This is a genomic window from Streptomyces sp. NPDC059355, from assembly GCF_042752335.1.
Taxonomy (GTDB): domain Bacteria; phylum Actinomycetota; class Actinomycetes; order Streptomycetales; family Streptomycetaceae; genus Streptomyces.
The window spans coordinates 193,446-220,444 of record NZ_JBHYXN010000001.1 but is presented as its reverse complement, the minus strand read 5'-3'; the positions used below and the strand labels follow the sequence as shown (position 1 = coordinate 220,444).

Genomic DNA, 26,999 nt, shown 5'->3' with positions numbered 1-26,999 from the left:
GCAACCGGATCCCGGCTCCGGGCGCGGCCGTCAGGCCAGGAACCGGCCCGTGCTGCGGATCTCCGGGAAGTCGGTGGCCGCGCCGTCCAGTTCGAGGGCCCGGGCCAGCCGCAGCTGCTGCAGGGTGTTGACGGTCCAGCCGGTCACCCGCAGTCCGGCCGAGTGGACCGACTCCACCATGGCCAGGGTGAGCTCGCGGATGCCGAGGGCGACCGTGTTCGCTCCCACGGCGAGCGCCCGGTCCTCGACGGACCTCGGGTGGGTCATGCGCAGGTCCGCGTAGAGGGTGGTCCGTACGCCCGGCAGCAGCCGGGCCGTCGCGGCGAGCACCGCGTCGTCGAAGGAGGCGACCTCCACCCGCGCGCTCAGGTCGTGGCGCAGGACCAGCTCCGCGAGCGCCGCGGCGGTCGGCCCGTCCTGCACCGATGCCTGGAGCGGGGTCCGGACCGCGTCCAGGACCTCCTCGAAGACCGGCACGCGCTCGCCGTGGCCGGCGTCCAGTTCGCGCAGCGCGGCCAGGGTCAGATCGGCGACGGCTCCGGAGCCGTCGGTGGTGCGGTCCACCTCGGCGTCGTGCAGGACGACGAGCACGCCGTCCTTGCTCAGCTGCAGATCCAGCGCGATGACGTCCATCCCGGAACGTTCCGCGCGGACGAACGACCGCAGGGTGTTCTCCGGTTCGACACCCATGACCCCGCGGTGACCGATGGTGAGGAAAGTCAAGGTTCTCTCGCTTCCGTCGACGGCGGCTCCCCGCACGGTCGCGGTGTCCCTACCGGCCGGGCGGTGAGGACGCATGCTAGTGCGCCGGGGATGCGATGGGACCGCCCGTGCAGCGCCCGGAACGGGGCCTTCGGCCGGTTCCCGCCAGGGCTGTACGCCGCCGCGCGCGCCGCGGGGGTCCTGCCGCGTCACCCGGGCGTGGGCGCGTCCCCGCCGCCTTGACGATCCGCGGCCGGGGCTCCCTCAGGGGCTCCCGCCAGGGCTTTCGTGCCGGCCGCGGCCAGCTCCGCGAGATCGGCCAGCAGGGCTTCGCCGAGCTCCAGTTCGGCCAGGTGCTGCCGCTCGCTCCAGCGCAGTGCGAGCGCGGGGAATGCCCACTCGGCCACCTCGCCCGCCCGCGCCATGGCCTCCCGGACGGCGGCAAGTTCGCCCCGGGTGCGCTCCAGGTGCTCGCCGACCATCGCGCGCAGCAGCTCGGGCTCGGCGAGGTGGCCGAGCCAGATCCGCAGCAGCAGCCCGTGCTTGAGCACCGGGGGTCCGGCCTCCGCGGTGTCCGAGGCCCAGCCGGTGAGGGCGGCGCGGCCGGCGTCGGTGATGGTGTAGCGGCGCTTGGCCCGGGCCTCCTCCGGCCCCGAGCGCGCGGAGGCCGCGTACCCGAGCTCCTCCAGCCGGCGCAGTTCGGCGTAGATCTGGCTGATGGCGGGGGACCAGTAGAAGAAGCGCAGGGAGGAGTCCGCCCACTTCTTCAGCTCGTACCCGGTGCGCTCCCCGGGGAAGGACAGCATCCCGAGCACGGCCCACGCGGTCGCCGGCAGGTCTTGCTTCTTCGACGTCTGACTACTAGTCATATTCCGAATTGAAGTAAGGCCGGGCACGGGACGCAACCCTGGAGGCATCGTGAAATTCTCCGTGATCTTCGAAGCTCAGCTCGCCGACCCGACCGTGGAGCGGGAGCACCAGGTCATCCGCGACTGCGTGGAGCAGGCCGTGCTCGCCGAACGGATGGGATTCGACCGGATCTGGGCCGTCGAGCACCACGCGCTGAAGTGGTACGCACACATGTCCGCCCCGGAGATCTTCCTGACCTGGGTCGCGGCCCGGACGCACACCATACGCATCGGCCACGGGGTCGTCTGCATGCCCTTCAACTTCAACCACCCGGTCCGGGTGGCCGAGCGGGCCGCCATGCTCGACCTGCTCTCCGGCGGCCGCCTCGACCTGGGCGCCGGACGCGGCGGCACCGAGCAGGAGACCTCCCTGTGCGGGGTGGACCGGGAGCGCACCGCGCAGGAGGTGGAGGAGGCGCTGCGGATCATCGGCAAGGCCTGGCAGGAGGAGGAGCTGGAGTACCACGGCGAGCTGATCGACATCGACCCTCACCCGATCCTGCCGCGGCCGCGACAGACCCCTCATCCGCCGCTGTTCCTGGCGTGCAGCCGCGCCGAGACCCTCGTACAGGCCGCCGAGCTGGGCGTCGGGGCCCTGGTGATGGGCTTCGCCGGGCCGGAGTCCATCGCCACGATGCGGGCCGTGTACGACGGGGCGGTGGCCGGCCGGGACGGCGCGCGCTTCGTCTCCACCGCGGTCAACGACCACTTCTCGGTGCTCTGCCCGACCATCGTGCTCGACGACCCGGCCGAGGCGCGCCGGATCGGCATCCGCGGCCAGCGGTTCTTCGCGCAGTCCATCGGCCACTGGTACGGCGGCGCCGGCGTTCCGGACGAGGCGGTGGTCGCGGGCGCCGACGAGGTGGCGCAGATGCGCAGCGCGGCGGAGCAGGTGGTGGCCCGGCTGCACGAGCAGGCCATCCCGGTGCGTCCCACTTCGACGGCGACCTTCCACGCCGACCACGCGTACGGGAGCGCCGACGACGCCATCGCGTACGTGCAGCGGCTCAAGGAGGCCGGGGCCGACGAGATCATGTGCCTGATCCAGATGGGCACGGTGCCGCAGGAGGCCTGTCTGGAGACCCTGCGCCAGTGGGGCGAAAAGGTCATTCCGCATTTCCGTACCGCCTGAGTGACCGACGTCACCCGTCGGCCCCGCGGGCGGCCGCCCGCGGGGCCGATGAGTGCGGGCGGCGGTGTGCGAAAGGGGCGAAGCGCTCGCTCGGACGGTGGACGGCGGGAAGAATTACGGTGCCGATGGGGGTCGCGCAGGATAATTTCCCGCACAGGCCCTTGAGCAGGACAGGCTCGCACGCATACGCTGTGTTGACGCGAGGTTCTCCTGTGGAGGAAGTGACATGACGGAAATTCTTGTGCCGGGTTCTGGCGGTGCGGTGATAGCCGCCGGTGCGCGGGTGGTCGACCACCCGGCGTGGCCCGAGCTCAAGGCCGCCGTGGAGGAGATCCGCCCCTGGCAGGCCAAGGACGGTTCGATCGACTTCGAGGCCGCGGACGCCCCGGCTCCGACCGAGGTCGCGGCCGCCGTCGATCGGGCGGTCGCCGCCGTGGAGGCGCTGTCGCCGCTGCTGCCGCACGCCGCCGCCTACCACCAGGCGCTCGTCTCCGACCTGCGCAAGTGGGTCGCCGACGGCTTCAGGGTGCCGGACTTCCTGGACTCCCTGCTGGCCTTCCACCCGGCCGCCGAGCGTGCCGACGGGCTCCAGCACCTGGTCGTCTTCCCCATGTACACGCAGAACGGCAATCTCGACCGCAACTTCGAGGCCGTCGTCCTGAAGATGGTGTGGCCCGAGTGGCTCTCCGAGCTGGAGCGCACCCGGTACGACAACCCGCTCTTCCTCGGCATCACCTTCGAGGACTTCACCCCCGGCTACGACACGCACTCCGCCGTGCTCTTCCCGGAGACCATCGCCGTCCGCGAGGCCCCCGAGCGCTTCACCTGGGGCGGCATCTTCTGCGACCGCGAGGCCGCCCGCTACCGCAAGGTCACCGAGGCCGCCGTCGACATCCTGGGCATCGAGCTGCCCGAGGACATCGCCCGCATGGTCGAGGACCAGGAGCGCTGCGAGAAGGCCTTCGTCCTGTGGGACATGGTCCACGACCGCACCCACAGCCACGGCGACCTGCCGTTCGACCCCTTCATGATCAAGCAGCGCCAGCCGTTCTGGATGTACGGCCTGGAGGAGCTGCGCTGCGACCTCACCGCCTTCAAGGAGGCCGTGAAGCTGGAGTCCGAGGGCAACGAGCACGGCCGTGACGTGCAGTACGCCGTCCTCTTCGACCGGATGTTCCGCTTCCCGGTCTCGGGCGACCGCAACCGCAACTACGACGGCCTCGGCGGCCAGCTGCTCTTCGCGTACCTCCACAAGCACGACGTCGTGCGCTGGACGGACAACAAGCTGAAGATCGACTGGATGCGCGCCCCGCAGGTCACCAACCAGCTGTGCGCCGAGATCGAGGACCTCTACCGGGCCGGCATCGACCGCCCGAAGCTCGTCCACTGGTTCAAGGCGTACGAGCTCGTCTCCACCTACCTGGCCCCGCACCCGGGCTCCAAGTGGGCCAAGGGCCCCGACGCCCTCGACCTCACGCAGCCGCCGCGCAAGCTCGTCGACGACGTGCTTCCCGACGAGTTTCCGCTGAGCATGTTCTATGAGGCGCTCGCCAAGAAGCTCAAGGGAGTGATCGCCTCCACGAAGGGCATCACTGCAGTGAACGCCGATTCGGCCGAGCGGGTCGCCGCGTGAGCGCTCGCCCACAGGAGGCTGCACAGATGAACAGCGCTGGAAAGTCCGGGAACGGCATGCTCCACGGTGCCGTGGTGGCGGTCGCCGGGGCCGGCGGCCCCGCCGGGCGCGCCGCCCTGCTCCGCCTCGCCGAGGCCGGTGCCGTCGTCGTCGCGGCCGACGCCGACCCGACGCGCCTCGCGGAGTCCGTGGACGCGGCCCGCTACGCCCACGGCGGCGCCACCGTCACCGGTGACACCGTCGACCTGCTCGACCTGGAGGCCACCAAGGCCTGGGCCGAGCGCACGGAGAAGGAGTTCGGCCGCATCGACGGAGTCGTCCACCTCGTGGGCGGCTGGCGCGGCAGCAAGACCTTCACCGACGTGGACCTCGCGGACTGGGACTTCCTGGAGAAGCTCCTGATCCGCACCGTCCAGCACACCTCGCTCGCCTTCCACGACGGGCTGCTGCGCAGTGACCGCGGCCGCTACGTCCTGATCAGCCAGTCCGGCGCGCACAAGCCGGTCGCCAACAACGCCGCGTACAACGCCGGCAAGGCGGCCGCCGAGGCCTGGACGCTCGCCCTCGCCGACTCCTTCCGCAAGGCGGGGGGCGAGGACGGCCCGGGCGCCGCGGCTGCGATCCTGGTGATCAAGGCACTGGTGCACGACGCGATGCGCGCCGAGCGCCCCAATGCGAAGTTCGCGGGCTTCACCGACGTCAAGGAGCTGGCCGAGGCCATCGCCGGCGTCTGGGAGCGGCCCGCCATCGATGTGAACGGACAGCGTCTGTGGCTCACTCCGCAACCGTGAAGACCGATGCCCGCCGCCACCACGATCCGGCGGTGCGCGGATTCGCGAGCGACAACTACGCGGGGGTCCATCCGGAGATCCTGGAGGCCCTCGCCCTGGCCAACGGCGGCCACCAGGTCGCCTACGGCGAGGACGAGTACACCGAGCACCTGCAGAAGATCATCCGCAGCCACTTCGGCCCGTACGCGGAAGCCTTCCCGGTCTTCAACGGCACCGGCGCGAACGTCACGGCCCTCCAGGCCCTGACGGACCGCTGGGGTGCGGTGATCTGCGCGGAGTCGGCGCACATCAACGTCGACGAGGGCGGCGCCCCGGAGCGGATGGCCGGGCTCAAGCTGCTCACCGTCCCGACCCCGGACGGCAAGCTCACCCCCGAGCTCATCGACCGGCAGGCCTGGGGCTGGGAGGACGAGCACCGGGCGATGCCGCAGGTCGTCTCGATCACCCAGAACACCGAGCTCGGCACGGTCTACACGCCGGACGAGATCCGGGCGATCTGCGAGCACGCGCACTCCCACGGCATGAAGGTCCACCTCGACGGGGCCCGCATAGCCAACGCCGCGGCCTCGCTCGACGTGCCGATGCGCACGTTCACCAACACGGTGGGCGTGGACGTGCTGTCCTACGGCGGCACCAAGAACGGCATGATGTTCGGCGAGGCCGTGGTGGTCGTCAACCCGGACGCGGTCCGGCAGATGAAGCACATCCGCAAGATGTCGATGCAGCTCGCGTCCAAGATGCGGTTCGTGTCGGTGCAGCTGGAAGCGCTGCTCGCCAAGGACCTGTGGCTGCGCAACGCGCAGCACTCCAACGCGATGGCGCAGCGGCTGGCGGCGGGCGTGCGCGAGACCGACGGCGTGGAGATCCTCTACCCGGTGCAGGCCAACGCGGTGTTCGCGAAGCTGCCGCAGGAGGTGACGCGGCGGCTGCAGCAGCGCTACCGCTTCTACTTCTGGGACGAGGCCGCCGGCCACGTGCGCTGGATGTGCGGCTTCGACACCCAGGAGGAAGACGTGGACGGCTTCCTCCAGGCGCTGAAGGAAGAGCTGTCCCGCTGAAGATCTGAATAGATATACCCTCGACCGTAAATTAATTGATTCACGGTCGGGGGTATGTCTATGCTCCGGGCCATGCAGCTGATCCCGCAAAGCCCGCAGATTGACGCCTATCTGGCGGCCGATGAGGTCATCGACCACGACCACCCGCTTGTGAGCGAGACCGCCGACGCCCTCTGGACCGCCACCGGCGACGCATACTCATACGCCAAGGTCGCCTTCGAGTTCGTCCGCGACACCGTTCCCCACTCCGCCGACTCGGGGGACCTGCGCGTCTCCTGGCGCGCCTCGGACGTGTTGCGCACCCGCAACGGCATCTGCTTCGCCAAGTCCCATGCCCTGGTCGCCCTGTTGCGGGCCCGCGGCATCCCGGCCGGCCTCTGCTACCAGCGGCTCACCGATGACGACGGCTCGAACCCCGTCGTGCACGGGCTGATCGCCCTGCGGCTGCCGGGCGCCGCGGACTGGGCCCGCCAGGATCCGCGGGGCAACAAGCCGGGTGTGGACGCCCGGTTCTCGCTCGGCGCCGAGCGGCTCGCCTTCCCCGTGCGCCCCGAGCTCGGCGAGGTCGACTACCCCGAGCTGTACGCCACCCCGCATCCGGCCGCGCTGGGGGCCCTGCGGGAGTCGGCCGACCGGCCGGCGCTCTGGCGCAACCTCCCTACGGAGATAGGAAAGTTTCCTGTCGGATAACGTTGTCAACTTGGCATGCCCATGGGTACTTTCGGCGGCAGAACATCCCCGTTCCCCCCACCCCCGAACGGAAGGTGCTCCATGCGCTACGGAGTTCCCGCCGGACTTGCCGCCCTCGCACTCGGCGTGACCGCGGCCCTGACCCTCACCCCCACCGCCCAGGCCGGACCCCGACCGGCCCCCGCCCCCGCCCCGGCAGCCGCCGCCCCCGCGCAGTTCGCCCACCCCGGAGTCCTCAACAGCCGGGCCCAGCTGGACTTCGTACGCACGAAGGTGCAGGCGGGGGAGCAGCCGTGGAAGTCGGCGTTCGACGCCTTGCTCGCGAGCCCGTACGGCTCGCAGTCGCGTACGCCCAAGCCGCGCGCCGTCGTCGAGTGCGGCTCGTACTCGAACCCCGACAACGGCTGTTCCGAGGAGCGCGAGGACGCCATCGCCGCGTACAGCGACGCCCTCGCCTGGTACGTCACCCGGGACGCCAAGTACGCGAAGAAGTCGATCGAGCTGATGGACGCCTGGTCCGCGAAGATCAAGGACCACACCAACAGCAACGCCCCGCTGCAGAGCGGCTGGGCGGGCTCCACCTGGCCGCGCGCCGCCGAGATCATCAAGCACACGTACACCGGCGGCTGGCCGAACCAGGGGCGCTTCGCCACCATGCTCCGCGACGTCTACCTGCCCGAGGTCGTCAACGGGAAGCCGAACAGCAACGGCAACTGGGAACTGATCATGATGGACGCCGCCATCGGTATCTCGGTCCACCTCGACGACCGTGCGAGCTACGACAAGGCGATGGCGATCTACCTCGGCCGGGTTCCGGCGTACTTCTACCTCGCCTCCGACGGGGCGCAGCCCGCGTACCCGCCGCGCTCCACCATCGACACCAGAAGCGAGCTGGTCGAGTACTGGCACGGCCAGAGCACCTTCGTGGACGGCCTGGCCCAGGAGACCTGCCGGGACTTCGGCCACACCGGCATGGCGATCGCCGCGACCATGCACGTGGCCGAGACCTCACGGATCCAGGGGCTCGACCTGTACCCGCGGTTCAAGGACCGCTTCCGGTACGCGCTCGGTTTCCACGCCCAGTACGAGCTCGGCGCCAAGGTGCCGTCCTGGCTGTGCGGCGGGAGCCTGGCGAAGGGCATCGGCCCGTCCACCGAGGTCGGCTACAACGCCCTGCACACGCGGCTGGGCGTCAGCATGGAGAACACCCGCAAGCTCACCGAGGGGCGGCGCCCGGCGGGCACCGAGAACCACTTCGAGGCGTGGGAGACACTGACCCACGCCGAGAACCCCAACTGACCGCCGGGCGGGTGAGGCACCACGGGCGCGACACCGCGGCCCCGCCGTGAACAGCGGGGCCGCACGATCACCCGGACCGGTGGTACCCGATCAGCCCGCTTCCTTGACCTGGGCGGCCGTCGGCGCGGTTCCGCCCAGGTGCGCCGGCACCCACCAGGTGTCCTCGGGGCCCTTGGGCTTGCCCGGGTAGGCGCTCTGCGCGGCGTCCAGCAGCTCCTGCACCCGCTCGCGCAGGCGGCGGGTGATGGCGCCGGCGTACTGGTCGGTGGGTGCCTCGATGGGCTCGCCGATCCGCATCGTCACGGGGATGTGGCTGCGCTTGAGGTTCTTCGGGCGGCCCTTGGTCCACAGTCGCTGGGTGCCCCACAGCGCCACCGGGATGAGCGGGACGCCGGCCTCCTGGGCCATGCGCGCTGCGCCCGACTTGAAGCTCTTGAGGGTGAACGACTGGGAGATCGTCGCCTCCGGGAACACGCCGATGATCTCGCCGGACCGCAGCGAGTCGAGGGCGTGCTGGTAGGCCGTCTCACCCTGCTTGCGGTCGACCGGGATGTGCTTCATCGCGCGCATCAGCGGACCGGACACCTTGTGGCGGAAGACCGACTCCTTCGCCATGAAGCGGACCAGGCGCTTCTGCGGCCGCGCGGTCAGACCGGCGAAGATGAAGTCGAGGTAGCCGATGTGGTTCGACACGAGAACCGCCCCGCCCTTGCGCGGGATGTTCTCCGTGCCCTTCATGTCGATACGGATGTCCAGCGCCCGGAAGAGGGTGTGCGCGGCGCCGATCACCGGAGGGTAGACGAGCTCAGCCATGAGGGGGAGACCCCGCTTTCTGCCTGGGGAGGTGCTCCCGGCCGGAAGTTACGGCTGCGTAGGTACGCTGCCCTTGGGGATCGTGCCCCATACGCGGGCTGCTGGCCAGCCCAGACGACCGTGCCCGAGGAGATTCTCGTCACGCCGGGAATGCGGTGCGTAGCCGGGGCGCTCGGATCACCGTACGAACGCAATTCAATGATGCGGCAACGAGGTCCGCGGCGATGGGAGCAGTGTGCACCGGGACGAGGACGGGCAGGCCACGGGCCTGGCACGGCTGGGCGCGGCCGAACTGGGCGCATCGCCCGGACGGCGGGCCAGCCTGGTGCAGTTCTCCAGCGCGTTCTGCCAGCCCTGCCGGGCCACCCGGCGGATCCTCGCCGAGGTGGCGGGCCTGGTCGAGGGCGTCGAGCACATCGAGATCGACGCTGAGGCGCGTCTCGAGCTGGTGCGGGCCCTGGGCATCGAGAAGACGCCGACCGTGCTCGTCCTCGACGCGGGGGGCCGGATCGTGCGGCGCGCGGTGGGGATGCCGCGCAAGGCGGACGTGATCGCCGCGTTGGGCGCCGCGATATGAGGGGTTCGGCGGCCGGTTCGGCGGCCGGGCCGTCGGCCGGCGTCATGACCGGCACGCCGGTGCATGCGCCCGCACGCAGCGTGACGCGCCTCGCATCTGCCCGATGCGGCTTGACTGTGTACACGGGAGATCGCCAGGCTGGCGGCATGCGGTATGAACTCCTGCTTTACGGGCGGGTCCATGTGGACCTCGTCCGCTACGCGAGCGCGCGTTGTCGGGGCCACTGAACGACCCCGGTCCCCGACCCGATCGACCTGATCCCACCGCGCCCGTGCCCGCCGCCTCCGCGGCAGAAGGAAGCACCTCCATGACGGCCCCGACCGCTCCCACCGTCCAGACCGCCGCCCCCGGCTCACCCGACCTGCTGCGCTCCGTCTTCCGCCGCCACGCCGCGGGAGTGGCCGTGATCACCGCCGAGGACGGCGGCAGCCCCGTCGGGTTCACCGCGACCTCGCTCAACTCGGTCTCCGCCGATCCTCCACTGCTGTCGTTCACCATCGCCACGGGGGCCTCCAGCTGGCCCGCGATACGCGACGCCGAGCACCTCGGCGTCCACATACTCGGCGAGCACCAGCGGGACCTCGCGGGGCTGTTCGCCCGCAGCGGAGCGGACCGCTTCGGTCCCGGCACCGGTTGGGCCCCGGGTCCGTACGGGGTCCCGGTGCTGGACGGCGTACTGGCGTGGCTGGTGTGCCGGGTGGTGGCGCGTGTGCCCGCCGGGGCGCATCGGGTGATCATCGCGGAGGCGGTGGCGGGGGACCCGGCCGGGGAGGGCAGGCCGCTGCTGTACCACCAGGGTCGCTTCAACGCGCTGCGCGACTGAATCGTCCCTGCTGGGGCGGGTTCGTGCGGCGTTGGACAGATCACAGTTCACCGGCCTTGCCACCGTGGAGGACCCACGGTGTACTGACGAGTAACATTCCCTTCGGAGCGCGGGCCGCCCCGACCGGGATCCGCCCGACAAGGCGCCTATGCTGCCTGCACAAGGCGGTATCAGAAAAAAGACGATGCGGTAGGAGAGCCGGCGTGAGCCTGAGGATCGTTGTCTGTGTGAAGTACGTGCCCGACGCCACCGGCGACCGGCACTTCGCCGATGACCTGACGGTCGACCGCGACGACGTCGACGGTCTGCTGTCGGAGCTCGACGAGTACGCCGTCGAGCAGGCGCTGCAGATCGCCGAAGACGCCGACGACGCCGAGACCACCGTCCTGACGGTGGGCCCCGAGGACGCCAAGGACGCGCTGCGCAAGGCGCTGTCCATGGGTGCCGACAAGGCCATCCACGTCGAGGACGACGACCTGCACGGCAGCGACGTCATGGGCACCTCGCTGGTGCTCGCCAAGGCCATCGAGAAGGCCGGCTACGACCTGGTCATCACCGGTATGGCCTCGACCGACGGCACCATGGGCGTCCTCCCGGCGATCCTGGCCGAGCGCCTGGGCGTCCCGCAGGTCACCCTGCTCTCCGAGGTCAAGGTCGAGGACGGCACCGTGACGGGCCGCCGCGACGGCGACTCCGCGAGCGAGCAGCTGGAGGCCTCCCTCCCGGCGCTCGTCTCCGTGACGGACCAGTCGGGCGAGGCCCGCTACCCCTCCTTCAAGGGCATCATGGCCGCCAAGAAGAAGCCGGTGGAGTCCTGGGACCTCGAGGAGCTGGAGATCGAGTCGGACGAGGTCGGCCTCGAGGGTTCCTGGACCGCGGTCGACTCCGCGACGCAGCGCCCGGCCCGCACCGCCGGCACGATCGTCAAGGACGAGGGCGAGGGCGGCAAGTCGCTGGCCGAGTTCCTGGCCGGCCAGAAGTTCATCTAAGAGCTTCGGCCGAAACCCGCTCGATCGCCCCCTGACTACTTCGCATTCGCAGGAGCATTCCCATGGCTGAAGTCCTCGTCTACGTCGACCACGCGGACGGTGCCGTCCGCAAGCCCACCCTCGAGCTGCTGACGCTGGCCCGCCGCATCGGCGAGCCCGTCGCCGTCGCCCTCGGCGCCGGTGCGGCCGACACCGCCGCGGTGCTCGCCGAGCACGGTGCGGTCAAGGTCCTGACCGCCGACGCCCCCGAGTTCACCGAGTACCTCGTGGTGCCGAAGGTGGACGCGCTGCAGGCCGCGTACGACGCCGTATCCCCGGCTGCCGTACTCGTCCCCTCCTCCGCCGAGGGCAAGGAGATCGCCGCCCGCCTCGCGGTCCGCATCGGCTCCGGCATCATCACCGACGCCGTCGACCTGGAGGCCGGTGACGAGGGTCCGGTCGCGACGCAGGCCGCGTTCGCCGCGTCCTTCACCACCAAGTCGCGCGTCTCCAAGGGCACGCCGGTCATCACCGTCAAGCCGAACTCGGCTCCGGTCGAGGCCGCCCCGGCCGCCGGTGCCGTCGAGGCGCTCGCCGTCACCTTCGGCGCCCTGGCCACCGGCACCAAGGTCGTCTCCCGCACCCCGCGCGAGTCGACCGGCCGCCCCGAGCTGACCGAGGCCGCGATCGTGGTCTCCGGCGGCCGCGGCGTCAACGGTGCCGAGAACTTCGGCATCATCGAGGCCCTCGCGGACTCCCTCGGTGCCGCCGTCGGCGCCTCGCGCGCCGCCGTCGACGCCGGCTGGTACCCGCACTCCAACCAGGTCGGCCAGACCGGCAAGTCGGTCTCCCCGCAGCTGTACATCGCCTCCGGCATCTCGGGCGCGATCCAGCACCGGGCCGGCATGCAGACCTCGAAGACCATCGTGGCCATCAATAAGGACGCCGAGGCCCCGATCTTCGACCTCGTCGACTACGGCGTCGTGGGCGACCTCTTCGCGGTCGTGCCGCAGCTGACCGAGGAGATCAAGGCCCGTAAGGGCTGACCTGCGTCGATGCTGTGACTCGGGGCCGCGTGGTGACACTCACCACGCGGCCCCGAGGTGTTTCCTGCAACCATTGACTAGACAAGAACCCCTCATTAAATTCTGCTATGCGGATCTAAGCTTCCGTGAAGCGGAAAAAGAGGAGAGTGCACGATGGGTCAGCAGGAGAAGGTGGCGACGAGCCTCGCAGGCGCGGTCAGCGAGGGAATCAGCGCCTCCCTCGCGCCGGTGGACGCGGAGCTCGCGCGCCACTACCCGGGCGACCCCGGCACCCGCCAGCCCATCCACACGGTCTACGTCCCCGGTGACGTCTTCGCCGCCGACACCATCCGCTCCTGGGGCGACCAGGCCCTCGCGGCCCTCGACGAGCACGCCCCGGACGCCGCCACGTTCGCCGAGGTCCTCGGGATCAGCGACGAGCTCGCCGTACCCGTCTACGAGCGGGTCCGCGCCAAGCTCCTGCGCGAGCCCATCGAGGACCTCCGCGTCGACTTCGAGGACGGCTTCGGCGTCCGCTCCGACGAGGAGGAGGACCAGGCGGCCGCCCGCGCGGCCCGCCTCGTCTCCGAAGCCTTCTCCAACGGCACGAACGCCCCGTACATGGGCATCCGCATGAAGTGCATGGAGTCCAACGTCCGCGACCGCGGCATCCGCACCACCGACATCTTCCTGTCCGGGCTGCTGGAGCACGGCGGGCTGCCCGAGGGCCTCGTCCTGACCCTCCCGAAGGTCACGTACGCCGAGCAGGTCAGCGCTTTCGTCAAGCTGCTGGAGGCCTTCGAGACCGCCCGCGGCCTGCGCCCGGGCCGGATCGGCTTCGAGATCCAGATCGAGACCAGCCAGTCGATCGTCGCCTCCGACGGCACCGCCACCGTGGCCCGGATGATCGAGGCCTCCAAGGGGCGCGCCACCGGCCTGCACTACGGCACCTTCGACTACAGCGCCTGCGTCGGCGTCTCCGCCGCGTACCAGTCGAGCGACCACCCGGCCGCCGACCACGCCAAGGCGATCATGCAGGTCGCGGCCGCCGGCACCGGCGTACGCGTCTCCGACGGCTCCACGAACGTCCTGCCCATCGGCAGCACCGAGCACGTCCACGAGGCCTGGAAGCTGCACTACGGCCTCACCCGCCGGGCCCTGGCCCGCGCGTACTACCAGGGCTGGGACATGCACCCGGGCCACCTGCCGACCCGCTACGCGGCGGTGTTCACGTTCTACCGCGAGGGCCTCGAAACGGCCGCAGCGCGGCTGAAGGCGTACGTCGCGAAGATCGAGGGCGACGTGATGGACGAGCCGGCCACGGCCAAGGCCCTGGCCGGCTACCTGGTCCGCGGTCTGGACTGCGGCGCGGTGGGTGCGGAGGAGGTCACGGCCCTGACCGGCCTCTCCCGCGCCGAGCTGGACGCCTTCGCGATCCCGCGCCGCTCGGCGACGCTGACGGCGACCACCTGATCCGTCCCGCGCCGAGGAGGCCCGGCCGGGGATGTCCCGGCCGGGCCTCGCGGCGCTTCACACCGGGCCGATGACCCACCGGTTCAAGGTCCCGTCCCGGCCCGCGGTGACGAGCAGGCTCCCGTCGGGGGAGAAGGCCACGGCGTTGACGGCCTCGGCGTGGCCGGAGAGTGGTCCGCCGACGCGGCTGCCGGTGGCCGGGTGCCACAGCAGGACGACGCCGTCTTCGCCCGCCGAGGCCAGAAGCTGCCCGTCCGGGGAGAACGCCACGTCGTGCACCGCGGAGCGGTGGCCGGTCAGCGGTGTGCCGACCGGCAGGCCGCCGCCCGCATCCCACACCCGTACGGTGGCGTCAGCGCCTGCCGTGGCCAGAAGGGCCCCGTCCGGTGAGAACGCCGCCGACCACACCGCGCCCCGGTGGCCGAGCGAGACCTGGTCGGGCAGCAGCGGCCTGCCGGGATCCCGCCACAGCACCTGGCCGTCGGCGCCGGAGGTGACCAGGCGCCGCCCGTCCGGGGCGAAGGCGAGTCCGACGACCTCGTTGGTGTGACCGCCGAGGGGCTCACGGGAACGTGTGCCGGTGGCCGGATTCCACAGCTCCACGGTGCCGTCCGTGCTCCCCGTGGCGAGCAGTCGACCGTCAGGGGAGAACGCGAGCCGCTTCAGGGGTCCGCGGTGGTCGGTCGGCAGCTCCCGGACCCTCGTGCCGGTCGCCGGATCCCGCAGATAGACGGTCCGGTTGGCGGATGCCGTGGCGAGCACGGCCCCGTCGGGGGAGAAGGCCAGGCACCAGGGCAGGGTGGCGAGCTTGGCCGCGGGCGGACCGACGGGCCGCCGGGTGACCGGGTCCCACACGTGTACGGACCCCGCACCGGTGGTCGCCGCGACGAGGCGGCCGTCGGGCGAGAAGGCCACCCGGACGAGGGCGGCCTCGGCCTGTACGGGCGGCAGCCGGACCGGCTGCCGTTCCCGCAGGGCGACGGCCAGGGCCTCGGCCGCGAGCGGTGTCGTACGGGGGCGGCCGGAGCGTTCGTACAGCATCACCGTCTCGTCGGAGGACGCGGTGGCCAGCAGCCGTCCGGTCGGAGAGAAGGCGATGTCCTCGATCCGGCCGCGGTGGTCGCTCAGCGGCGGGCCGACGGGCAGGCCGGTGGCCGTGTCCCACAGGCGTACCGTCGCGTCGTCGGAGCCGGTGGCGAGGAGGCGGCCGTCGGGCGAGAAGGCCAGGGCGCAGACCGGTCCGGCACGGCCCCGGAGGGTCAGCGCGCCGCGGCCGCCGGCCGCCTCGCACACGGAGGTCCGGCCGTCGCGGTAGCCGAGGGCGAGCAGCAGTCCGTCGGGGGACAGGGCGATCACGTCCGGATGGCCGGCGGACACGGTGCGGGGCAGCCCGGCGAGGCCCCCGCCGAGCAGGTCCCAGACCCGTGAGCTGCGGGCGGCGGCGAGGAGCCGGCCGTCACGGGCGAAGGCGACCGCGCCGATCGGGTCCGTGCCGCCGCCGTGCGTGACGACGACCGGGAGGCGGCCGACGGACAGGTCGCAGAGCCGTACGGTGCCGCCGAGTTCGAGGGTGGCGGCCATGTCGCCGGTCGGTGCGCAGGTGATACCGGTGACGGGGGAGGCGTGGCCGGTGAGGGGCGGGCCGTCGGGGCGGCCGGTCGCGGGGTCGATCCGGTGGAGCAGGGAGGGATCCCTGGCATCCGCTGCCAGCAACCGCCCTTCGGGGGTGAACGCGAGGGGGTGCGTCGCGGTGAAGGGGGTGATGGTGCCGAGCCCTGACGTGGTGTCCCAGAGCTGGACGGTGTCGCCGCCGGCCGAGGCCAGCAGGCGGCCGTCGGGGGAGAAGGCCAGGTCCCGGACCGGTGCGAGGTGCCCGACGAGGCGGTGCCGGAGGGCGTACGGGGCCTGCCCGGCGGGCGGGGTCGCGGGCGGCGTGGGAGCCGGCCCGGGATCGGGTCCGGGGTCCGCTGCGAAGGTCGGTGCGGAGGTCGATGCGGGGTCCGCGCCGGCCGCCGCGCCGGCCGCCGGTTCGGGATGCCAGGGTGTTCGCGCCCGTTCGGCCGGGCCCGCGGAACCGGCGGGGGCGTGGAAGCCGTCGAGGCTCGCGATCCGGCCGGGGACGCCGTACACGGGGGCTTCGCGGGCTGGTTCGGGCGCGCGGTGCCCGGTGGCTTCGCGCGGCTCGGCAGCCCTTTCCCCCGGGCCCTCCCGCACCGCTTCCCCGCTCGTGCTCGTGCTCGTACCCGCGGCCTGCGCGCCGCGGGCCGCGCGGGCACGCGAGTGCCCCGGAGGCTGCAGCACGGCGAGTTCCTGCCAGCGCCGCCGCCAGACGGCGAGTTCGGGTGCGGCGTGGGACGGGACGGCGGCCGGACGACCGTACTCGTCGTACGACAGCAGGATCCGCACCAGCGCCATGAACGTGTCGGCGCGGACGAGCCGCTTGCCGTTGAAGACATCGCTCTGGGTGGCCACCGGCAGCCGGATCCCGGTCAGGGAACCGGCCGCGCGGGCTTCCAGATCGCGGTACGAGGGCCTGCCGCGCTCGATCCGTAATCGCGTCAGGTCACCGGCGAGCGCGCCGAGTCCCTCCTCGAAGGTGCCGCGCGGCCGCGGCTCCACATCCCCCATGTCCCCCCTCGGCCATGCGTGGCCGCCCAGGTTAGAACGCCGTGGGCGGAACAGTCCCGAACTTTCCCGAACAGCCGGGAACAGTCGCGGTGTTCCGCCGGACAACCGTGTCGTTCAAGGGACTTCCGGGGCGATCGGCCGGGCCCGGATTCGTTCCGTACGTGCCTGCCGGCCGCCTCGGCGGGGGTCTGATCGAGCCATGACCACTCCACGTGAAACGGACCAGCCGTTCCTGTCCCTGCACACCGCCGTCGTCCTCGTCATCGCCTTGCTGATCGGGTGCGCCGTCGGCGGGCTGAGCTTCATGGGCGCAGTCCCCGTCGCCCTCTCCGTGCTCGCCGGGCTCACCGCCGCAGGCGGGGCCGTACCCGTACTGCGGGGGCTGATCCGCTGAGGCCGAACCCTTACGGAGCCGGGGGGAGTTCGCCCGAGCCGCGGGGGATCAGCCGGGTCGGGAGTTCGATGCGGGCCGGGGCCAGGGCGGCGCCCGCGAGGCGCTGGAAGAGGCGGTCCGTGGCCACCCGGCCCAGGGCCGCCGCGTCCTGGGCCACCACCGTCACCCCGGGCCGCAGCAGGTCCGCCAGCTCGAAGTCGTCGAAGCCGACCAGGGCCACCGGCCGGGGGTGTTCGGCCAGGACCCGTACCAGCGTCACCGTCACCCGGTTGTTCCCCGCGAAGACCGCCGTGACGGGGTCGGGGCCCGCCAGCATCGCCCGGGCCGCCTCCCCGACGCGGTCCGGTGTCGTCGAGCCGAGGGAGACCCAGGGCTCCGCCACCGGCAGGTCCGCGTCCGCCATGGCCGCGCGGTAGCCGCGCAGGCGTTCCGTCGCCGTGTGGATGTGCGGGTGGTCCCCGATGAAGGCGATCCGGCGGTGGCCGCCCCCGATCAGGTGCGCCACGCCCGCGCGGGCACCCCCGAAGCTGTCCGACAGCACCACGTCCGCGTCGATCCGGCCCGCCGGGCGGTCCACGAACACCGTGGCCACCCCCGCCCGGATCTCCGGCTCCAGGTAGCGGTGGTCGTCCCCGGCCGGGATCACGATCAGCCCGTCCACCCGGCGCGCGCACAGCGCCAGCGCCAACTCCCGCTCCCTGTCGGGGTCCTCGGCGCTGGACCCGTTGATGAGCAGCGCCCCGTGGGCCCGGGCCACCTCCTCCACGGCCCGGTTCAGCGGCCCGTAGAACGGGTCCGCGAGGTCCTCCAGGACCAGTCCCACGGTGGCCGTACGCCCCTTGCGCAGCACGCGGGCGCTGTCGTTGCGGCGGAAACCGAGCGCCTCGATCGCCTCCTGGACCCGCCGCACGGTGTCCGGGGTCACCCCCGCCTCGCCGTTGACCACGCGCGAGACCGTCTTGAGGCCCACGCCGGCGCGGGACGCCACGTCCTTCATGGTCGGCCGGTTGCCGTAGCGGGGGTCGGACGGGCGGCGGGTCTGCTGCACGGGACGGAAACCTCCGGAGGTGGTGGGGCGGGCGGGGCCGGGCTCTGACCTTGAGGATAAGCACTGGGCCGGGGAGTGGGTTTCCGTGACAGGGTGTTGCGGGCAAGCCACTGGGGGCTCCGGACGAGCCATGGGGAGAGGTGTAGACGTGATTGTCTGGATCAACGGCACATTCAGCGCCGGGAAGACCAGCACGGCCCGCGAACTGACCAGGATCCTGCCGGACAGCACCCTGTACGACCCGGAGCTCGTCGGGGACTCACTACGCCAACTGCTGCCGCGCAAACGCCTCGCGGAGGTCTCGGACTACCAGGACCTGCCGAGCTGGCGGCGCCTGGTGGTGGACACGGCCGCCGCGATGCTCGCGGAGCTGGGCGGGGTGCTCGTCGTGCCGATGACGCTGCTGCGGCAGGAGTACCGGGACGAGATCTTCGGCGGGCTGGCGGCGCGCCGGATCCCGGTGCGGCATGTGCTGCTCGCCCCGGAGGAAACGATCCTGCGCGAGCGGATCGCGACGCGTGAGGAGCCGGGGGACCCGGCAGACGTGGACGTGCGGGTACGGCAGTGGGCGTACGAACACATCCCCGTCTACCAGCAGGCGCTGGGCGGCTGGCTCGCGGCGGACGCGCACGTCATCGACAACGGCGCCCTGAGCGTGCGGGAGACGGCGGAGCGGATAGCCGAGGCCGTACGCACGGACGCGGCCCGCGTCTGCGACATCGTGCAGACGCCGGAGCCGACGCGGGAGACGGTGGCGGCCGGGGTGCTGCTGTTCGACGACGAGGACCGGGTGCTGTTGGTCGATCCGACGTACAAGCCGGGCTGGGAGTTCCCGGGCGGGGTCGTGGAGGCGGGCGAGGCGCCGGGGGGCGCGGGCGTGCGGGAGGTCGCGGAGGAACTGGGCCTGGAGCTGGACGCCGTACCGGGGCTGCTGGTCGTGGACTGGGAGCCGCCGGTGCCTCCGGCGTACGGGGGCCTGCGGCTGCTGTTCGACGGGGGCCGCCTCTCGCCCGCCGCGGCGGCGCGCCTGCGGCTGCCGGGTCCGGAGCTGCGGGAGTGGCGGTTCGTGACGGAGGAGGAAGCGGCGAACCTGCTCCCCCCGATCCGCTACGAACGCCTGCGCTGGGCCCTCCGAGCCCGCGAACGAGGCCGCCCCCTCTACCTGGAGGCGGGCCGCCCGACACCGTAGCCGGGTCGGGGCGGTCCGCCGCCGGGGCGGACCCGCGCCCACGCCGCAGCCCCGACAGGGCGGCCGGGCCGCCGCCGTCGGCCGGGGCTGCGGCTAGGGGGTGTCTTGTGGGTCAGGCCGGTCCGATCGGCAAGACACCTCCCAGGGGAGGGCCGGTTCCGCGGCTGCGGCCGTGCGGAGGGCGGCCGCCGTGCCCTCGGTCAGCGGGTCTCCGTGCCCGAAGCAGGCCACGGACGGGGACAGCGCCGCCAGGCGCCGGAACGAGGCCCGGGCCTGCCCGCGGTCCACGTTGAACACACCCGGCATCACCTGCCCCACGGCGGCGATGCAGTCCCCCGCGAACAGCACACCGTGGCGCGGCAGGTGGATGCCGATGCTGCCCGGCGTGTGGCCCGGGGCATGGACCACCACCGCGCCGCCACCGAACGGCAGCACCTCACCGTCCTCGACCTCCAGGTCCACCCGCGTCGGCGGCGCCTGTGGCACCGTCAGGCCGTGCTCGTACAGCGGGAGTTCCCAGTCGAGCAGGTCGGGATCCGGGACCGGGAGCTCGCCCCGGACCACCGGAGCGTCCAGCCGGTGCGCCACCACCTGCGCACCCCAGCGGCCGGCGAGTTCCTCCGCGGCGCCGACGTGGTCGCGGTGGCAGTGGGTCAGGACGATCCGCTCCAGCCGTCGCGGGTCCAGTCCGAGGGAGCGGACGGCCTCCTCGATCACCGCCGCGGAACCGGCGTATCCGGCGTCGACGAGGGTCAGGGCCTCCCCGTCCTGCCAGAGGTAGGCCTGGCCGATCGGGAAGCGGAGCATGTGGAGCCGCTGCGGGAGCACTTCGACGAGATCCATGCCCCGAACGTACTTCCGCCGGCTCCGCTCCCGGCACGCCTTTCACCGGGAGCGGAGTTCGCCCGCAGCGCAGGTCAGCCGCGCTTGGACTCCGCGTAGTTGACGAGGAACAGGGCCTCCGCGACCGACAGCCGCTCCAGCTCCTGCGGCGACACGCTCTCGTTCACCGCGTGGATCTGCGCCTCGGGCTCGCTCAGCCCGATCAGCAGCATCTCCGCCTCCGGGTACAGCGAGTTCAGCGTGTTGCACAGCGGAATCGATCCGCCCATGCCACTGACCTGCATCTCCTGGCCCGGGTACGCCTCCTGCAGGGCCGCCGCCATCGACGCGTACGCCGGGCTGTCCGTGTCCGCCCGGAACGGCTGGCCCTGGCCGACGACCTCGAGTTCGAGGCGCGCCTGCCACGGGGTGTGCGCCACCAGGTGCGCCTCCAGCAGCTTGACGGCGTCGGCCGTGTCCACGCCCGGCGGCACGCGCAGGCTGATGAGCGCGCCGGCGCCCGCGTGCACCGAGGGGGTGGCGCCGACGACCGGCGGGCAGTCGATGCCGAGCACGGTGACGGCCGGGCGGGCCCACAGCCGGTCCGCGACCGTGCCCTCGCCGATCAGCTCGACCCCGTCCAGTACGCGGGCATCGGCGCGGAAGGCCGCCTCCGGGTACTGCAGGCCCTCCCAGACGGCGTCCGAGGCCAGGCCGTCGACGGTCGTCGAACCGTCCTCCGCGCGCAGCGAGTCCAGCAGCCGGATCAGCGCGGCCAGCGCGTCGGGGGCCGCGCCGCCGAACATGCCGGAGTGCAGGTTGCCGCCGAGCGTGTCGATCTTCACCTTGATCAGGCACATGCCGCGCAGGGTGGCCGTCACCGTCGGCAGGCCGAGCCGGAAGTTGCCCGTGTCGCCGATGACGATCGTGTCGGCGGTCAGCAGCTCCGGGTGCGCCTCGGCGTACTGCTGGAGGCCGCCGGTGCCCTGCTCCTCCGAGCCCTCGACGATCACCTTCACGCTCACCGGCACACCGCCGTTGGCCTTCAGCGCGCGCAGCGCCAGCAGGTGCATGATGAACCCGCCCTTGCAGTCCGCGGCACCGCGCCCGTACCAGCGGCCGTCGCGCTCGGTCAGCTCGAAGGCGGGCGAGATCCAGGCGGCGTCGTCCAGCGGCGGCTGCACGTCGTAGTGCGCGTACAGGAGGACGGTCGGCGCACCCTCCGGGCCGGGCAGGAAGCCGTACACCGACTGGGTGCCGTCGGGGGTGTCGAGGAGGGCCACGTCCTGGAAGCCCTCGGCGCGCAGCGCGTCGGCCACCCACTCGGCCGCACCCTGGCTCTCGCTCTGCGGGAACTGCGCCCAGTCCGCCACCGACTGGAAGGCCACCAGCTCGGTCAGCTCCTGCTTGGCGCGGGGCATCAGCGAGGTGATGGTCTCGGCGATCGGATTCTGGGACATGGGCACGCTCCTCTTGGGTGCGACGTTGTGTAGGTGTAGGCCGTGTATGTGTGTACTCGGCGGTACGTGTATGCCGCCCGTATCCGCGTGGTGGGCGTATGCCGGGTACGGCGAAAGACAGTCCCGATCCTCGCACAGCAGGACGGGCCGGACTCGCGCCGTAGGATTTCCCTGCATCGGAGCAATCGCATGATCAGGAGCAGCAGCACATCGTGAGCAGCGACGACAGCACCGTCGGGGGACCCGACTCAGCAGCAGGGCAGGCCGCTCAGGGGGCGGAGGACGGGGTGGCCGGGGTGCCCGGGGGCACCGGTGAGGTGTGGGACGTGGTCGTGGTCGGGGCCGGGCCGGCCGGCGCCTCGGCCGCGTTCGCGGCGGCGACGGCAGGGCGGCGGGTACTGCTGCTCGAGAAGGCCACGCTGCCCCGGTACAAGACGTGCGGCGGCGGAATCATCGGTCCTTCGCGCGATGCCCTCCCGCCCGGATTCGTCCTGCCCCTCAAGGACCGCATCCACGCGGTCACCTTCTCGCTGAACGGGAAGCTGACCCGGACCCGCCGTTCGCGGCAGATGCTCTTCGGGCTCGTCAACCGGCCCGAGTTCGACGCGGCGCTGGTCGCCGAGGCCGAGAAGGCCGGGGCCACCATCCGTACGGGTACGGCCGTCACGCGGGTCGAGCAGCACGGGGCGGCGGTGCCCGACCGGCGTACGGTCGCCGTGGTGCTCGCCGACGGCGAGACCGTCCTGGCGCGCGCGGTGGTCGGCGCGGACGGCAGCGCGAGCCGGATCGGCGCGCACGTCGGCGTCGAGATGGACCAGGTGGACCTCGGCCTGGAGGCGGAGATCCCGGTTCCGGAGACGGTCGCGGACGACTGGAAGGGGCGGGTGTTCCTCGACTGGGGCCCGCTGCCCGGCAGTTACGGCTGGGTCTTCCCGAAGGGCGACACCCTGACCGTCGGGGTCATCTCGGCGAAGGGCGACGGGGCCGCGACCAAGCGGTACCTGGAGGACTTCATCGCCCGTCTCGGACTGGCAGGCTTCGAACCCGCCGTCTCGTCCGGGCACCTGACCCGCTGCCGCAAGCCCGAATCCCCGCTGTCACGGGGCCGGGTCCTGGTCGCGGGCGACGCGGCCGGGCTGCTGGAGCCGTGGACCCGGGAGGGCATCTCCTTCGCGCTGCGCTCGGGCCGGCTGGCCGGGGAGTGGGCCGTGAAGATCTCCGAGGCGCCCGACGCGGTGGACGCGCGCCGCCAGGCCCTCAACTACGCGTTCGCGGTCAAGGCCGGACTGGGCGTGGAGATGAGCGTCGGCAAGCGGATGCTGACCGCCTTCGAGGCCAAGCCGGGGCTGCTGCACGCCGTGATCACCGGCTTCCGCCCGGCGTGGCGGGCGTTCGCCCGCATCACCCGGGGTGCGACGACACTGCCGGACCTGGTGCGGACGTACCCGCTCGCCCGCAAGGCGCTGCACGTCCTGGACGGCAGGCAGGCACGGAGCCGGGCCGAGCGTTCGGAGCCGGAGCAGGGGCAGGAGATGGAGAAGGCTTAAGGGCTTCGGGCTTCGGGCTTCGGGGCCTGGGGCTCCGGGGCCCGGGGCTGTGGCCCGGGCCGGGGGAGCCGGCAGCGCCGCAGGCGCCGACCGGCCGGAGCCGGGTCTGGGGAGTGGGCGCGGCGGCAGGGCTCTTCCCTGCCGGTGTGCCGATGATGGTGGCGGTCTTGCCGGGTGTCCGGGCAGGGCTGCCGCTGCTTTTGTGCGGGGCGGGGTGGGAGGCGCGGTCGGGGCAGCCGGGGCGGCAGGGGTGGACCCGGACGGGGTGCGGCGCGGGGTGCGGCCCGCGGGGCGCCGGATGCCCGGGTGTTACTTCGACACGGTGATGCGGAAGACCGGGTGGTCGCCGGCGGTGGCCTGGAGTTCCGCGTCGGTCGACCGGGCGGTGACCCCCTGGAAGAACCGGTTGACCTCCCAGCCCCACTTCTCCAGGTAGGTGCGCAGCAAGGCGGCCTTCTGCACCGGATCGGTGATCTCGGTGACCGTGAAGGTGCGCACCTTGCGGCCCACGCGCAGCTCACCGCCGCCCGCCACCCGCATGTTGCGCACCCATTGGGAGTGGCCGCGCGCCGACACCAGGTACTGCTCGCCCTCGTACGTGTGCGGGTTGACCGGGATCCGCTGCATCTGGCCGGACTTGCGGCCGCGCACCGACAGCTCGGCGGAGCCGGCCAGGCTGATCCCGAGCCGGGCCAGCTTCCCGAAGAGGGAGTTGAAGCGGGTGGCGAGCGGGCTTGCCTGGACGTAGTACGGGGTGGGCGCGTTCATGGCTTGCTCCGGGGTTGTCGGGAGAGCGGTGCTCTCGCTTGAGATCAGTGTGCACGGATTGCCGCTCCAAAACAAGAGCAGTGCTCTCGAAATGGAGCGACGCTCTGATTTTTGGGCAGTGCTCTGACTTCTGGCACACTGCTCGTATGAGTACCGTGCGCGGGGCCCGGGAGCGGGCCCGTATCGAGGTCACCGCCGCCATCAAGGACGAGGCGCGCCGCATGCTCGCCGCCGAGGGCGCCGCCAAGCTCTCGCTGCGCGCCGTGGCCCGCGAGCTGGGCATGGTGTCCTCGGCCCTCTACCGCTACTTCCCCAGCCGTGACGAGCTCCTCACCGCGCTCATCATCGACGCCTACGACAGCGTCGGCGCCGCCGCCGAGCGGGCCGACGCCCGCGCCCACACCGCCGGCGCCGCGCCCCGCGAGCGCTGGACGGCCGTCTGTGAGGCCGTCCGCGCCTGGGCCCTGGATCACCCGCACGAGTACGCGCTCATCTACGGCTCCCCGGTCCCCGGCTACAGCGCCCCCGCCGACACGATCGCCCCCGCCTCCCGTGTCGGCAACACGTTCATCGGCATCGTCCGGGCCGCCCACGCCGGCCGGGGTCTCGCGCTGCCGCCGCTGCCCGCCGCCCTGCGCCCCGAAGCCGTTCGGATGACCGCGGACTTCGCCGAAGGGCTGCCCCCGGAGGTCACCGCAGCCCTGGTCGCCGCCTGGGCGCAGTTGGTCGGCCTCATCTCCTTCGAGCTGTTCGGCCAGTTCAACCGGGTCGTCGAGGACCGCGCCGCCTTCTTCGCGCACGCCGCGGGCCAACTGGCCCACGCGGTCGGGCTGCCCGCCGTGTGACCGCCCGCGCTGCCGTCCGTACGGCGGCCCGCGGGGCTGCCCGTACGGCCACGTGGTGCACGTGGTTCACGTGATGAGGTGACGGATCGCTTGTCTGTTCCTCACATCAATACGAGTGGTTCGGCTTTCACCGAACGGGCGCCCGTCTAGTGTTCGTCGGGTCGTGCTCCCTGCCCCCGCCCCTTGCCGGAGGAACAGCCGTGGCCCGCGCCGTGAAGGCCCTGTACGCCGTCCTGGTCACCTCCTTGCTGGCCGCCCCCGCGCCCGCCGTGCCCGCCTCGGCCGGCACCGTGGCCGAGGACGCCGTCCCGGCCCCGAGACCCCGGACAGCCGGCGTGCGGGGCCTGGAGATCGGCGTCCCCGCGTACGCGTGGGCCGGGGACCGCATGCTCGGCGACCTCGTCGCCGCCACACCCGCCGCCTCCGTGGTCGTCCTCAACCCGGGCAACGGCGACGCCCCGTTCGACGCCCGCTGGCAGGCCCGCGCCGACGCGCTGCGGGCCGGGACCACCGCCACCGGCGAGAAGACCAAGGTCCTCGGTTACGTCCACACGGACCACGGCAACCGCGACATCGACGCCGTCAAAGCCTCCGTCGACAACTACCTGAAGACCCGCGACAGCCGCCTGCACGTGGACGGCATCTTCTTCGACGTCGTCAGTCGCGACTGCGGCCCCGGCAACGCCACCCGCGACCACTACGCGCAGCTGCGCGAGTACGTGCAGGACACCATGGACGCCGCGGACCCCGCGGCGGCCGAGCTCGTGGTCGACAACCCGGGCACCGCGATCGCCGACTGCTACCTGGAGCCGGGCCACCGCACGGCGGACGTCTTCGTCACCTTCGAGGACACGTACGCCGCGTACACGGGAGACGGTTGGCTCGGAGGGAACGTTTTCTCGGAGTCGGGCGGCTACCGCGCCGGTACGGAACTCGACCCGGCCGGCACCGCGTTCTGGCACCTCGTCCACGCCGTCCCGGACACGACCGCCATGCGCTCCACGCTCCGCACGGCCTTCGACCGCGGCGCGGGCTACGCGTATGCGACGGGCACGCGGATGCCCAACCCCTGGGACGAGTCGCCGAGTTGGAAGTACCGCAGCCAGACGCTGTACGCAGCCGGCCTGGGCTGACGCGCGGGAAGGCCCGGCGGCCGGGAAGCCCAGAGGCCGGAAGCCCGGCGGCCGGGCCGCGGCGATCCGTACGAGGGGGCGCGGCGGTCAGCGTTCGTCGTTCTCCGGGCGGCGGGCGAAGCGCCACAGGACGTGGGTGATCCGGAACAGGAACACCGCCCCCGCCAGGACGCCCGCCGCCACCTTCAGCGCCGCGTCGGCGGTGGGGGAGAGCTCGAAGGCCAGGGCGGGTCCGTACACCGCCCCGAAGACGAGCGCGGCAGCGACGCATCCGCTGACGAACGCGTAGCCGATCTCTATCGTGATCGCGTCGCGATCCGCCTGCGTCCGTCGCCCCATGAACGCAGTGTCACAGCCCGTACCGCTCCGTCACAAGGGTGCCTTGAGCCTCCTTCGACCGCCCGCACGCCGCCCACCGCCCGCACGCCGCCCACCGCCCGCACGCCGCCCCCGCACGCCGCCCCGCCCACCGCCCGCGTGCCGCCCTCCGCGGACGACGCGGCCCCGGATCCCGTCAGCCGATGCCGGCGGTCTCCACCCACCGCCGGGCCAGTGCCTCGTCCCCGGTCACGCCCGGGCCCATCAGCGGAAGCCGGTTCCACAGCGCCTCGTACAGCCACGAAGCCGTCCCGGTCACCTCGCAGTCCGCCGGGTCGCCCGTATCGCCCGCCACGGTGCGCGGCGGCTCCGCCGAGAGGTGTACGGTCCACACCGCTCCCGTGTCGGCGGCGCGCACCCGCAGTACGCGCGGCTCCTCCGTCCGCATCCGGCTGCGCGGCCGCGCGTGGAAGCCGGTCAGCAGCTCGTCCACCCCGTCCTCGGCGAACTCCGGTGCCACCGGGGAGTAGGCGACACCGAGCGCCGCCTCCGCGTCCATCCGGTGCACGGCCGTCTCGTGCGCCTGCCGGCGCGCCCAGAACGCCAGCGGCGACGGCGCGGCCGTCGGCAGGAAAGTCCAGCACTGCACGTCGGCCGGCGCCTCGGTCAGCGTCCGGACCAGGGCCTCGTGCCCCTCCCGGTACCAGGCCAGCAGCTCGGCGCCGGCCAGCTCGGGGGCGTCCGGGAACGGGCCCGGCTCCAGGACGGCGTCCCCGACGTACCCGGTGGCCCACCGGTGCACCGCGCCCGTGTGCCGCAGCAGATCGGTGACCCGCCACCCCGGACAGGTCGGCACGGGGGCCTCCGTACCCGCCCGCTCGGCCGTCTCGGCGAGCAACTCGCCTTCCCGCGCCAGGGTCTCCACATACTCCGAGATCTTCATGCGGGCAGTGTC

Annotated in this window: 27 protein-coding genes; 17 read left to right on the top strand and 10 right to left on the bottom strand. The window is 72.4% G+C overall.

From position 1 onward, the window contains the following. Positions 1 to 30: 30 nt before the first annotated feature. Positions 31 to 723: a glycerophosphodiester phosphodiesterase gene (locus ACFXGI_RS00960; protein ID WP_384701308.1), complete on the bottom strand. Its 693-nt coding sequence runs from the start codon at positions 721 to 723 to the stop codon at positions 31 to 33. Between the two features lie 188 nt (positions 724 to 911). After that, complete coding sequence (locus tag ACFXGI_RS00955; protein WP_384701305.1) at positions 912 to 1,571, bottom strand: PadR family transcriptional regulator; 660 nt, start codon at positions 1,569 to 1,571, stop codon at positions 912 to 914. 49 nt (positions 1,572 to 1,620) lie between these two features. Between ACFXGI_RS00955 and ACFXGI_RS00950 the strand changes: the two genes are divergently transcribed. The 6 genes from ACFXGI_RS00950 (at position 1,621) to ACFXGI_RS00925 (ending at position 8,213) form a co-directional block, all read left to right on the top strand. Next, positions 1,621 to 2,742: an LLM class flavin-dependent oxidoreductase gene (locus ACFXGI_RS00950; protein ID WP_384701302.1), complete on the top strand. Its 1,122-nt coding sequence runs from the start codon at positions 1,621 to 1,623 to the stop codon at positions 2,740 to 2,742. A 226-nt stretch (positions 2,743 to 2,968) separates the two neighbouring features. Then, a complete protein-coding gene (locus ACFXGI_RS00945; protein ID WP_384701299.1) occupies positions 2,969 to 4,375 on the top strand; it encodes a DUF6421 family protein in 1,407 nt (468 codons plus the stop codon). Between the two features lie 26 nt (positions 4,376 to 4,401). Then, a complete protein-coding gene (locus tag ACFXGI_RS00940) occupies positions 4,402 to 5,166 on the top strand; it encodes an SDR family NAD(P)-dependent oxidoreductase (RefSeq protein ID WP_030860425.1) in 765 nt (254 codons plus the stop codon). Next, positions 5,163 to 6,224 (top strand): low specificity L-threonine aldolase, encoded by a 1,062-nt coding sequence (locus ACFXGI_RS00935; RefSeq protein ID WP_030860423.1) that lies wholly within the window; start codon positions 5,163 to 5,165, stop codon positions 6,222 to 6,224. The genes ACFXGI_RS00940 and ACFXGI_RS00935 overlap by 4 nt, the downstream gene beginning before the upstream one ends. 72 nt (positions 6,225 to 6,296) lie before the next feature. Beyond that, the gene (locus tag ACFXGI_RS00930; RefSeq protein WP_384701296.1) at positions 6,297 to 6,914 is read left to right on the top strand and encodes a transglutaminase family protein; all 618 of its coding nucleotides are present in this window, start codon (positions 6,297 to 6,299) and stop codon (positions 6,912 to 6,914) included. A gap of 81 nt (positions 6,915 to 6,995) precedes the next feature. Beyond that, the gene (locus ACFXGI_RS00925; protein WP_384701292.1) at positions 6,996 to 8,213 is read left to right on the top strand and encodes an alginate lyase family protein; all 1,218 of its coding nucleotides are present in this window, start codon (positions 6,996 to 6,998) and stop codon (positions 8,211 to 8,213) included. Positions 8,214 to 8,303: 90 nt separating this feature from the next. Here ACFXGI_RS00925 and ACFXGI_RS00920 read toward each other — a convergent pair whose 3' ends face one another. Beyond that, a complete protein-coding gene (locus ACFXGI_RS00920) occupies positions 8,304 to 9,026 on the bottom strand; it encodes a lysophospholipid acyltransferase family protein (RefSeq protein WP_384701289.1) in 723 nt (240 codons plus the stop codon). A 235-nt stretch (positions 9,027 to 9,261) separates the two neighbouring features. Here ACFXGI_RS00920 and ACFXGI_RS00915 point away from each other — a divergent pair, with 235 nt between their 5' ends. From ACFXGI_RS00915 to ACFXGI_RS00890, 6 genes are all read left to right on the top strand, one after another. After that, positions 9,262 to 9,603, top strand: a complete 342-nt coding sequence (locus ACFXGI_RS00915) for a thioredoxin family protein (RefSeq protein WP_384701287.1) — start codon at positions 9,262 to 9,264, stop codon at positions 9,601 to 9,603. Beyond that, complete coding sequence (locus tag ACFXGI_RS00910; RefSeq protein WP_384701284.1) at positions 9,600 to 9,830, top strand: putative leader peptide; 231 nt, start codon at positions 9,600 to 9,602, stop codon at positions 9,828 to 9,830. Before ACFXGI_RS00915 ends, ACFXGI_RS00910 begins: the two co-directional genes overlap by 4 nt. Before the next feature lie 80 nt (positions 9,831 to 9,910). Then, a complete protein-coding gene (locus tag ACFXGI_RS00905; protein WP_384701282.1) occupies positions 9,911 to 10,426 on the top strand; it encodes a flavin reductase family protein in 516 nt (171 codons plus the stop codon). Between the two features lie 203 nt (positions 10,427 to 10,629). Then, positions 10,630 to 11,415, top strand: a complete 786-nt coding sequence (locus tag ACFXGI_RS00900) for an electron transfer flavoprotein subunit beta/FixA family protein (protein WP_384701279.1) — start codon at positions 10,630 to 10,632, stop codon at positions 11,413 to 11,415. Between the two features lie 62 nt (positions 11,416 to 11,477). Next, positions 11,478 to 12,440, top strand: a complete 963-nt coding sequence (locus ACFXGI_RS00895) for an electron transfer flavoprotein subunit alpha/FixB family protein (RefSeq protein ID WP_099894061.1) — start codon at positions 11,478 to 11,480, stop codon at positions 12,438 to 12,440. Positions 12,441 to 12,593: 153 nt separating this feature from the next. Beyond that, the gene (locus ACFXGI_RS00890; protein ID WP_384701277.1) at positions 12,594 to 13,892 is read left to right on the top strand and encodes a DUF6986 family protein; all 1,299 of its coding nucleotides are present in this window, start codon (positions 12,594 to 12,596) and stop codon (positions 13,890 to 13,892) included. A 57-nt stretch (positions 13,893 to 13,949) separates the two neighbouring features. Here the strand turns inward: ACFXGI_RS00890 and ACFXGI_RS00885 are convergent, their stop codons facing one another. After that, positions 13,950 to 16,520 carry a WD40 repeat domain-containing protein gene (locus ACFXGI_RS00885; RefSeq protein ID WP_384701275.1) on the bottom strand — a complete coding sequence of 857 codons (2,571 nt, stop codon included), beginning with the start codon at positions 16,518 to 16,520 and terminating at the stop codon, positions 13,950 to 13,952. Between the two features lie 199 nt (positions 16,521 to 16,719). Here ACFXGI_RS00885 and ACFXGI_RS00880 point away from each other — a divergent pair, with 199 nt between their 5' ends. Further along, the gene (locus ACFXGI_RS00880) at positions 16,720 to 16,914 is read left to right on the top strand and encodes a hypothetical protein (RefSeq protein WP_030860407.1); all 195 of its coding nucleotides are present in this window, start codon (positions 16,720 to 16,722) and stop codon (positions 16,912 to 16,914) included. A gap of 10 nt (positions 16,915 to 16,924) precedes the next feature. Here the strand turns inward: ACFXGI_RS00880 and ACFXGI_RS00875 are convergent, their stop codons facing one another. After that, positions 16,925 to 17,911 carry a LacI family DNA-binding transcriptional regulator gene (locus ACFXGI_RS00875; RefSeq protein WP_384701816.1) on the bottom strand — a complete coding sequence of 329 codons (987 nt, stop codon included), beginning with the start codon at positions 17,909 to 17,911 and terminating at the stop codon, positions 16,925 to 16,927. 199 nt (positions 17,912 to 18,110) lie between these two features. Here ACFXGI_RS00875 and ACFXGI_RS00870 point away from each other — a divergent pair, with 199 nt between their 5' ends. After that, positions 18,111 to 19,151 carry an NUDIX domain-containing protein gene (locus ACFXGI_RS00870; RefSeq protein WP_384701272.1) on the top strand — a complete coding sequence of 347 codons (1,041 nt, stop codon included), beginning with the start codon at positions 18,111 to 18,113 and terminating at the stop codon, positions 19,149 to 19,151. 93 nt (positions 19,152 to 19,244) lie between these two features. Here ACFXGI_RS00870 and ACFXGI_RS00865 read toward each other — a convergent pair whose 3' ends face one another. Together ACFXGI_RS00865 and ACFXGI_RS00860 are read right to left on the bottom strand one after the other, a co-directional pair. Beyond that, positions 19,245 to 19,994 (bottom strand): MBL fold metallo-hydrolase, encoded by a 750-nt coding sequence (locus ACFXGI_RS00865; protein WP_384701269.1) that lies wholly within the window; start codon positions 19,992 to 19,994, stop codon positions 19,245 to 19,247. A 74-nt stretch (positions 19,995 to 20,068) separates the two neighbouring features. Beyond that, entirely contained in the window at positions 20,069 to 21,433 is a 1,365-nt protein-coding gene (locus ACFXGI_RS00860) for a dipeptidase (protein ID WP_384701266.1), read from the bottom strand. Positions 21,434 to 21,720: 287 nt separating this feature from the next. Between ACFXGI_RS00860 and ACFXGI_RS00855 the strand changes: the two genes are divergently transcribed. Beyond that, a complete protein-coding gene (locus ACFXGI_RS00855; RefSeq protein WP_384701813.1) occupies positions 21,721 to 22,980 on the top strand; it encodes a geranylgeranyl reductase family protein in 1,260 nt (419 codons plus the stop codon). 309 nt (positions 22,981 to 23,289) lie between these two features. Here ACFXGI_RS00855 and ACFXGI_RS00850 read toward each other — a convergent pair whose 3' ends face one another. Further along, a complete protein-coding gene (locus ACFXGI_RS00850) occupies positions 23,290 to 23,748 on the bottom strand; it encodes a nitroreductase/quinone reductase family protein (protein ID WP_384701263.1) in 459 nt (152 codons plus the stop codon). 146 nt (positions 23,749 to 23,894) lie between these two features. Here ACFXGI_RS00850 and ACFXGI_RS00845 point away from each other — a divergent pair, with 146 nt between their 5' ends. Beyond that, on the top strand, positions 23,895 to 24,593 hold the full coding sequence (locus ACFXGI_RS00845) for a TetR/AcrR family transcriptional regulator (RefSeq protein ID WP_384701261.1): 699 nt from the start codon (positions 23,895 to 23,897) through the stop codon (positions 24,591 to 24,593). A gap of 200 nt (positions 24,594 to 24,793) precedes the next feature. Then, a complete protein-coding gene (locus ACFXGI_RS00840) occupies positions 24,794 to 25,726 on the top strand; it encodes a spherulation-specific family 4 protein (protein WP_384701258.1) in 933 nt (310 codons plus the stop codon). A gap of 87 nt (positions 25,727 to 25,813) precedes the next feature. On the opposite strand, the gene ACFXGI_RS00835 is transcribed toward ACFXGI_RS00840, so the two are convergent. Continuing rightward, on the bottom strand, positions 25,814 to 26,065 hold the full coding sequence (locus tag ACFXGI_RS00835; RefSeq protein WP_384701255.1) for a DUF6332 family protein: 252 nt from the start codon (positions 26,063 to 26,065) through the stop codon (positions 25,814 to 25,816). 175 nt (positions 26,066 to 26,240) lie between these two features. Then, on the bottom strand, positions 26,241 to 26,987 hold the full coding sequence (locus ACFXGI_RS00830) for a maleylpyruvate isomerase family mycothiol-dependent enzyme (RefSeq protein ID WP_384701251.1): 747 nt from the start codon (positions 26,985 to 26,987) through the stop codon (positions 26,241 to 26,243). Positions 26,988 to 26,999: the final 12 nt, after the last annotated feature.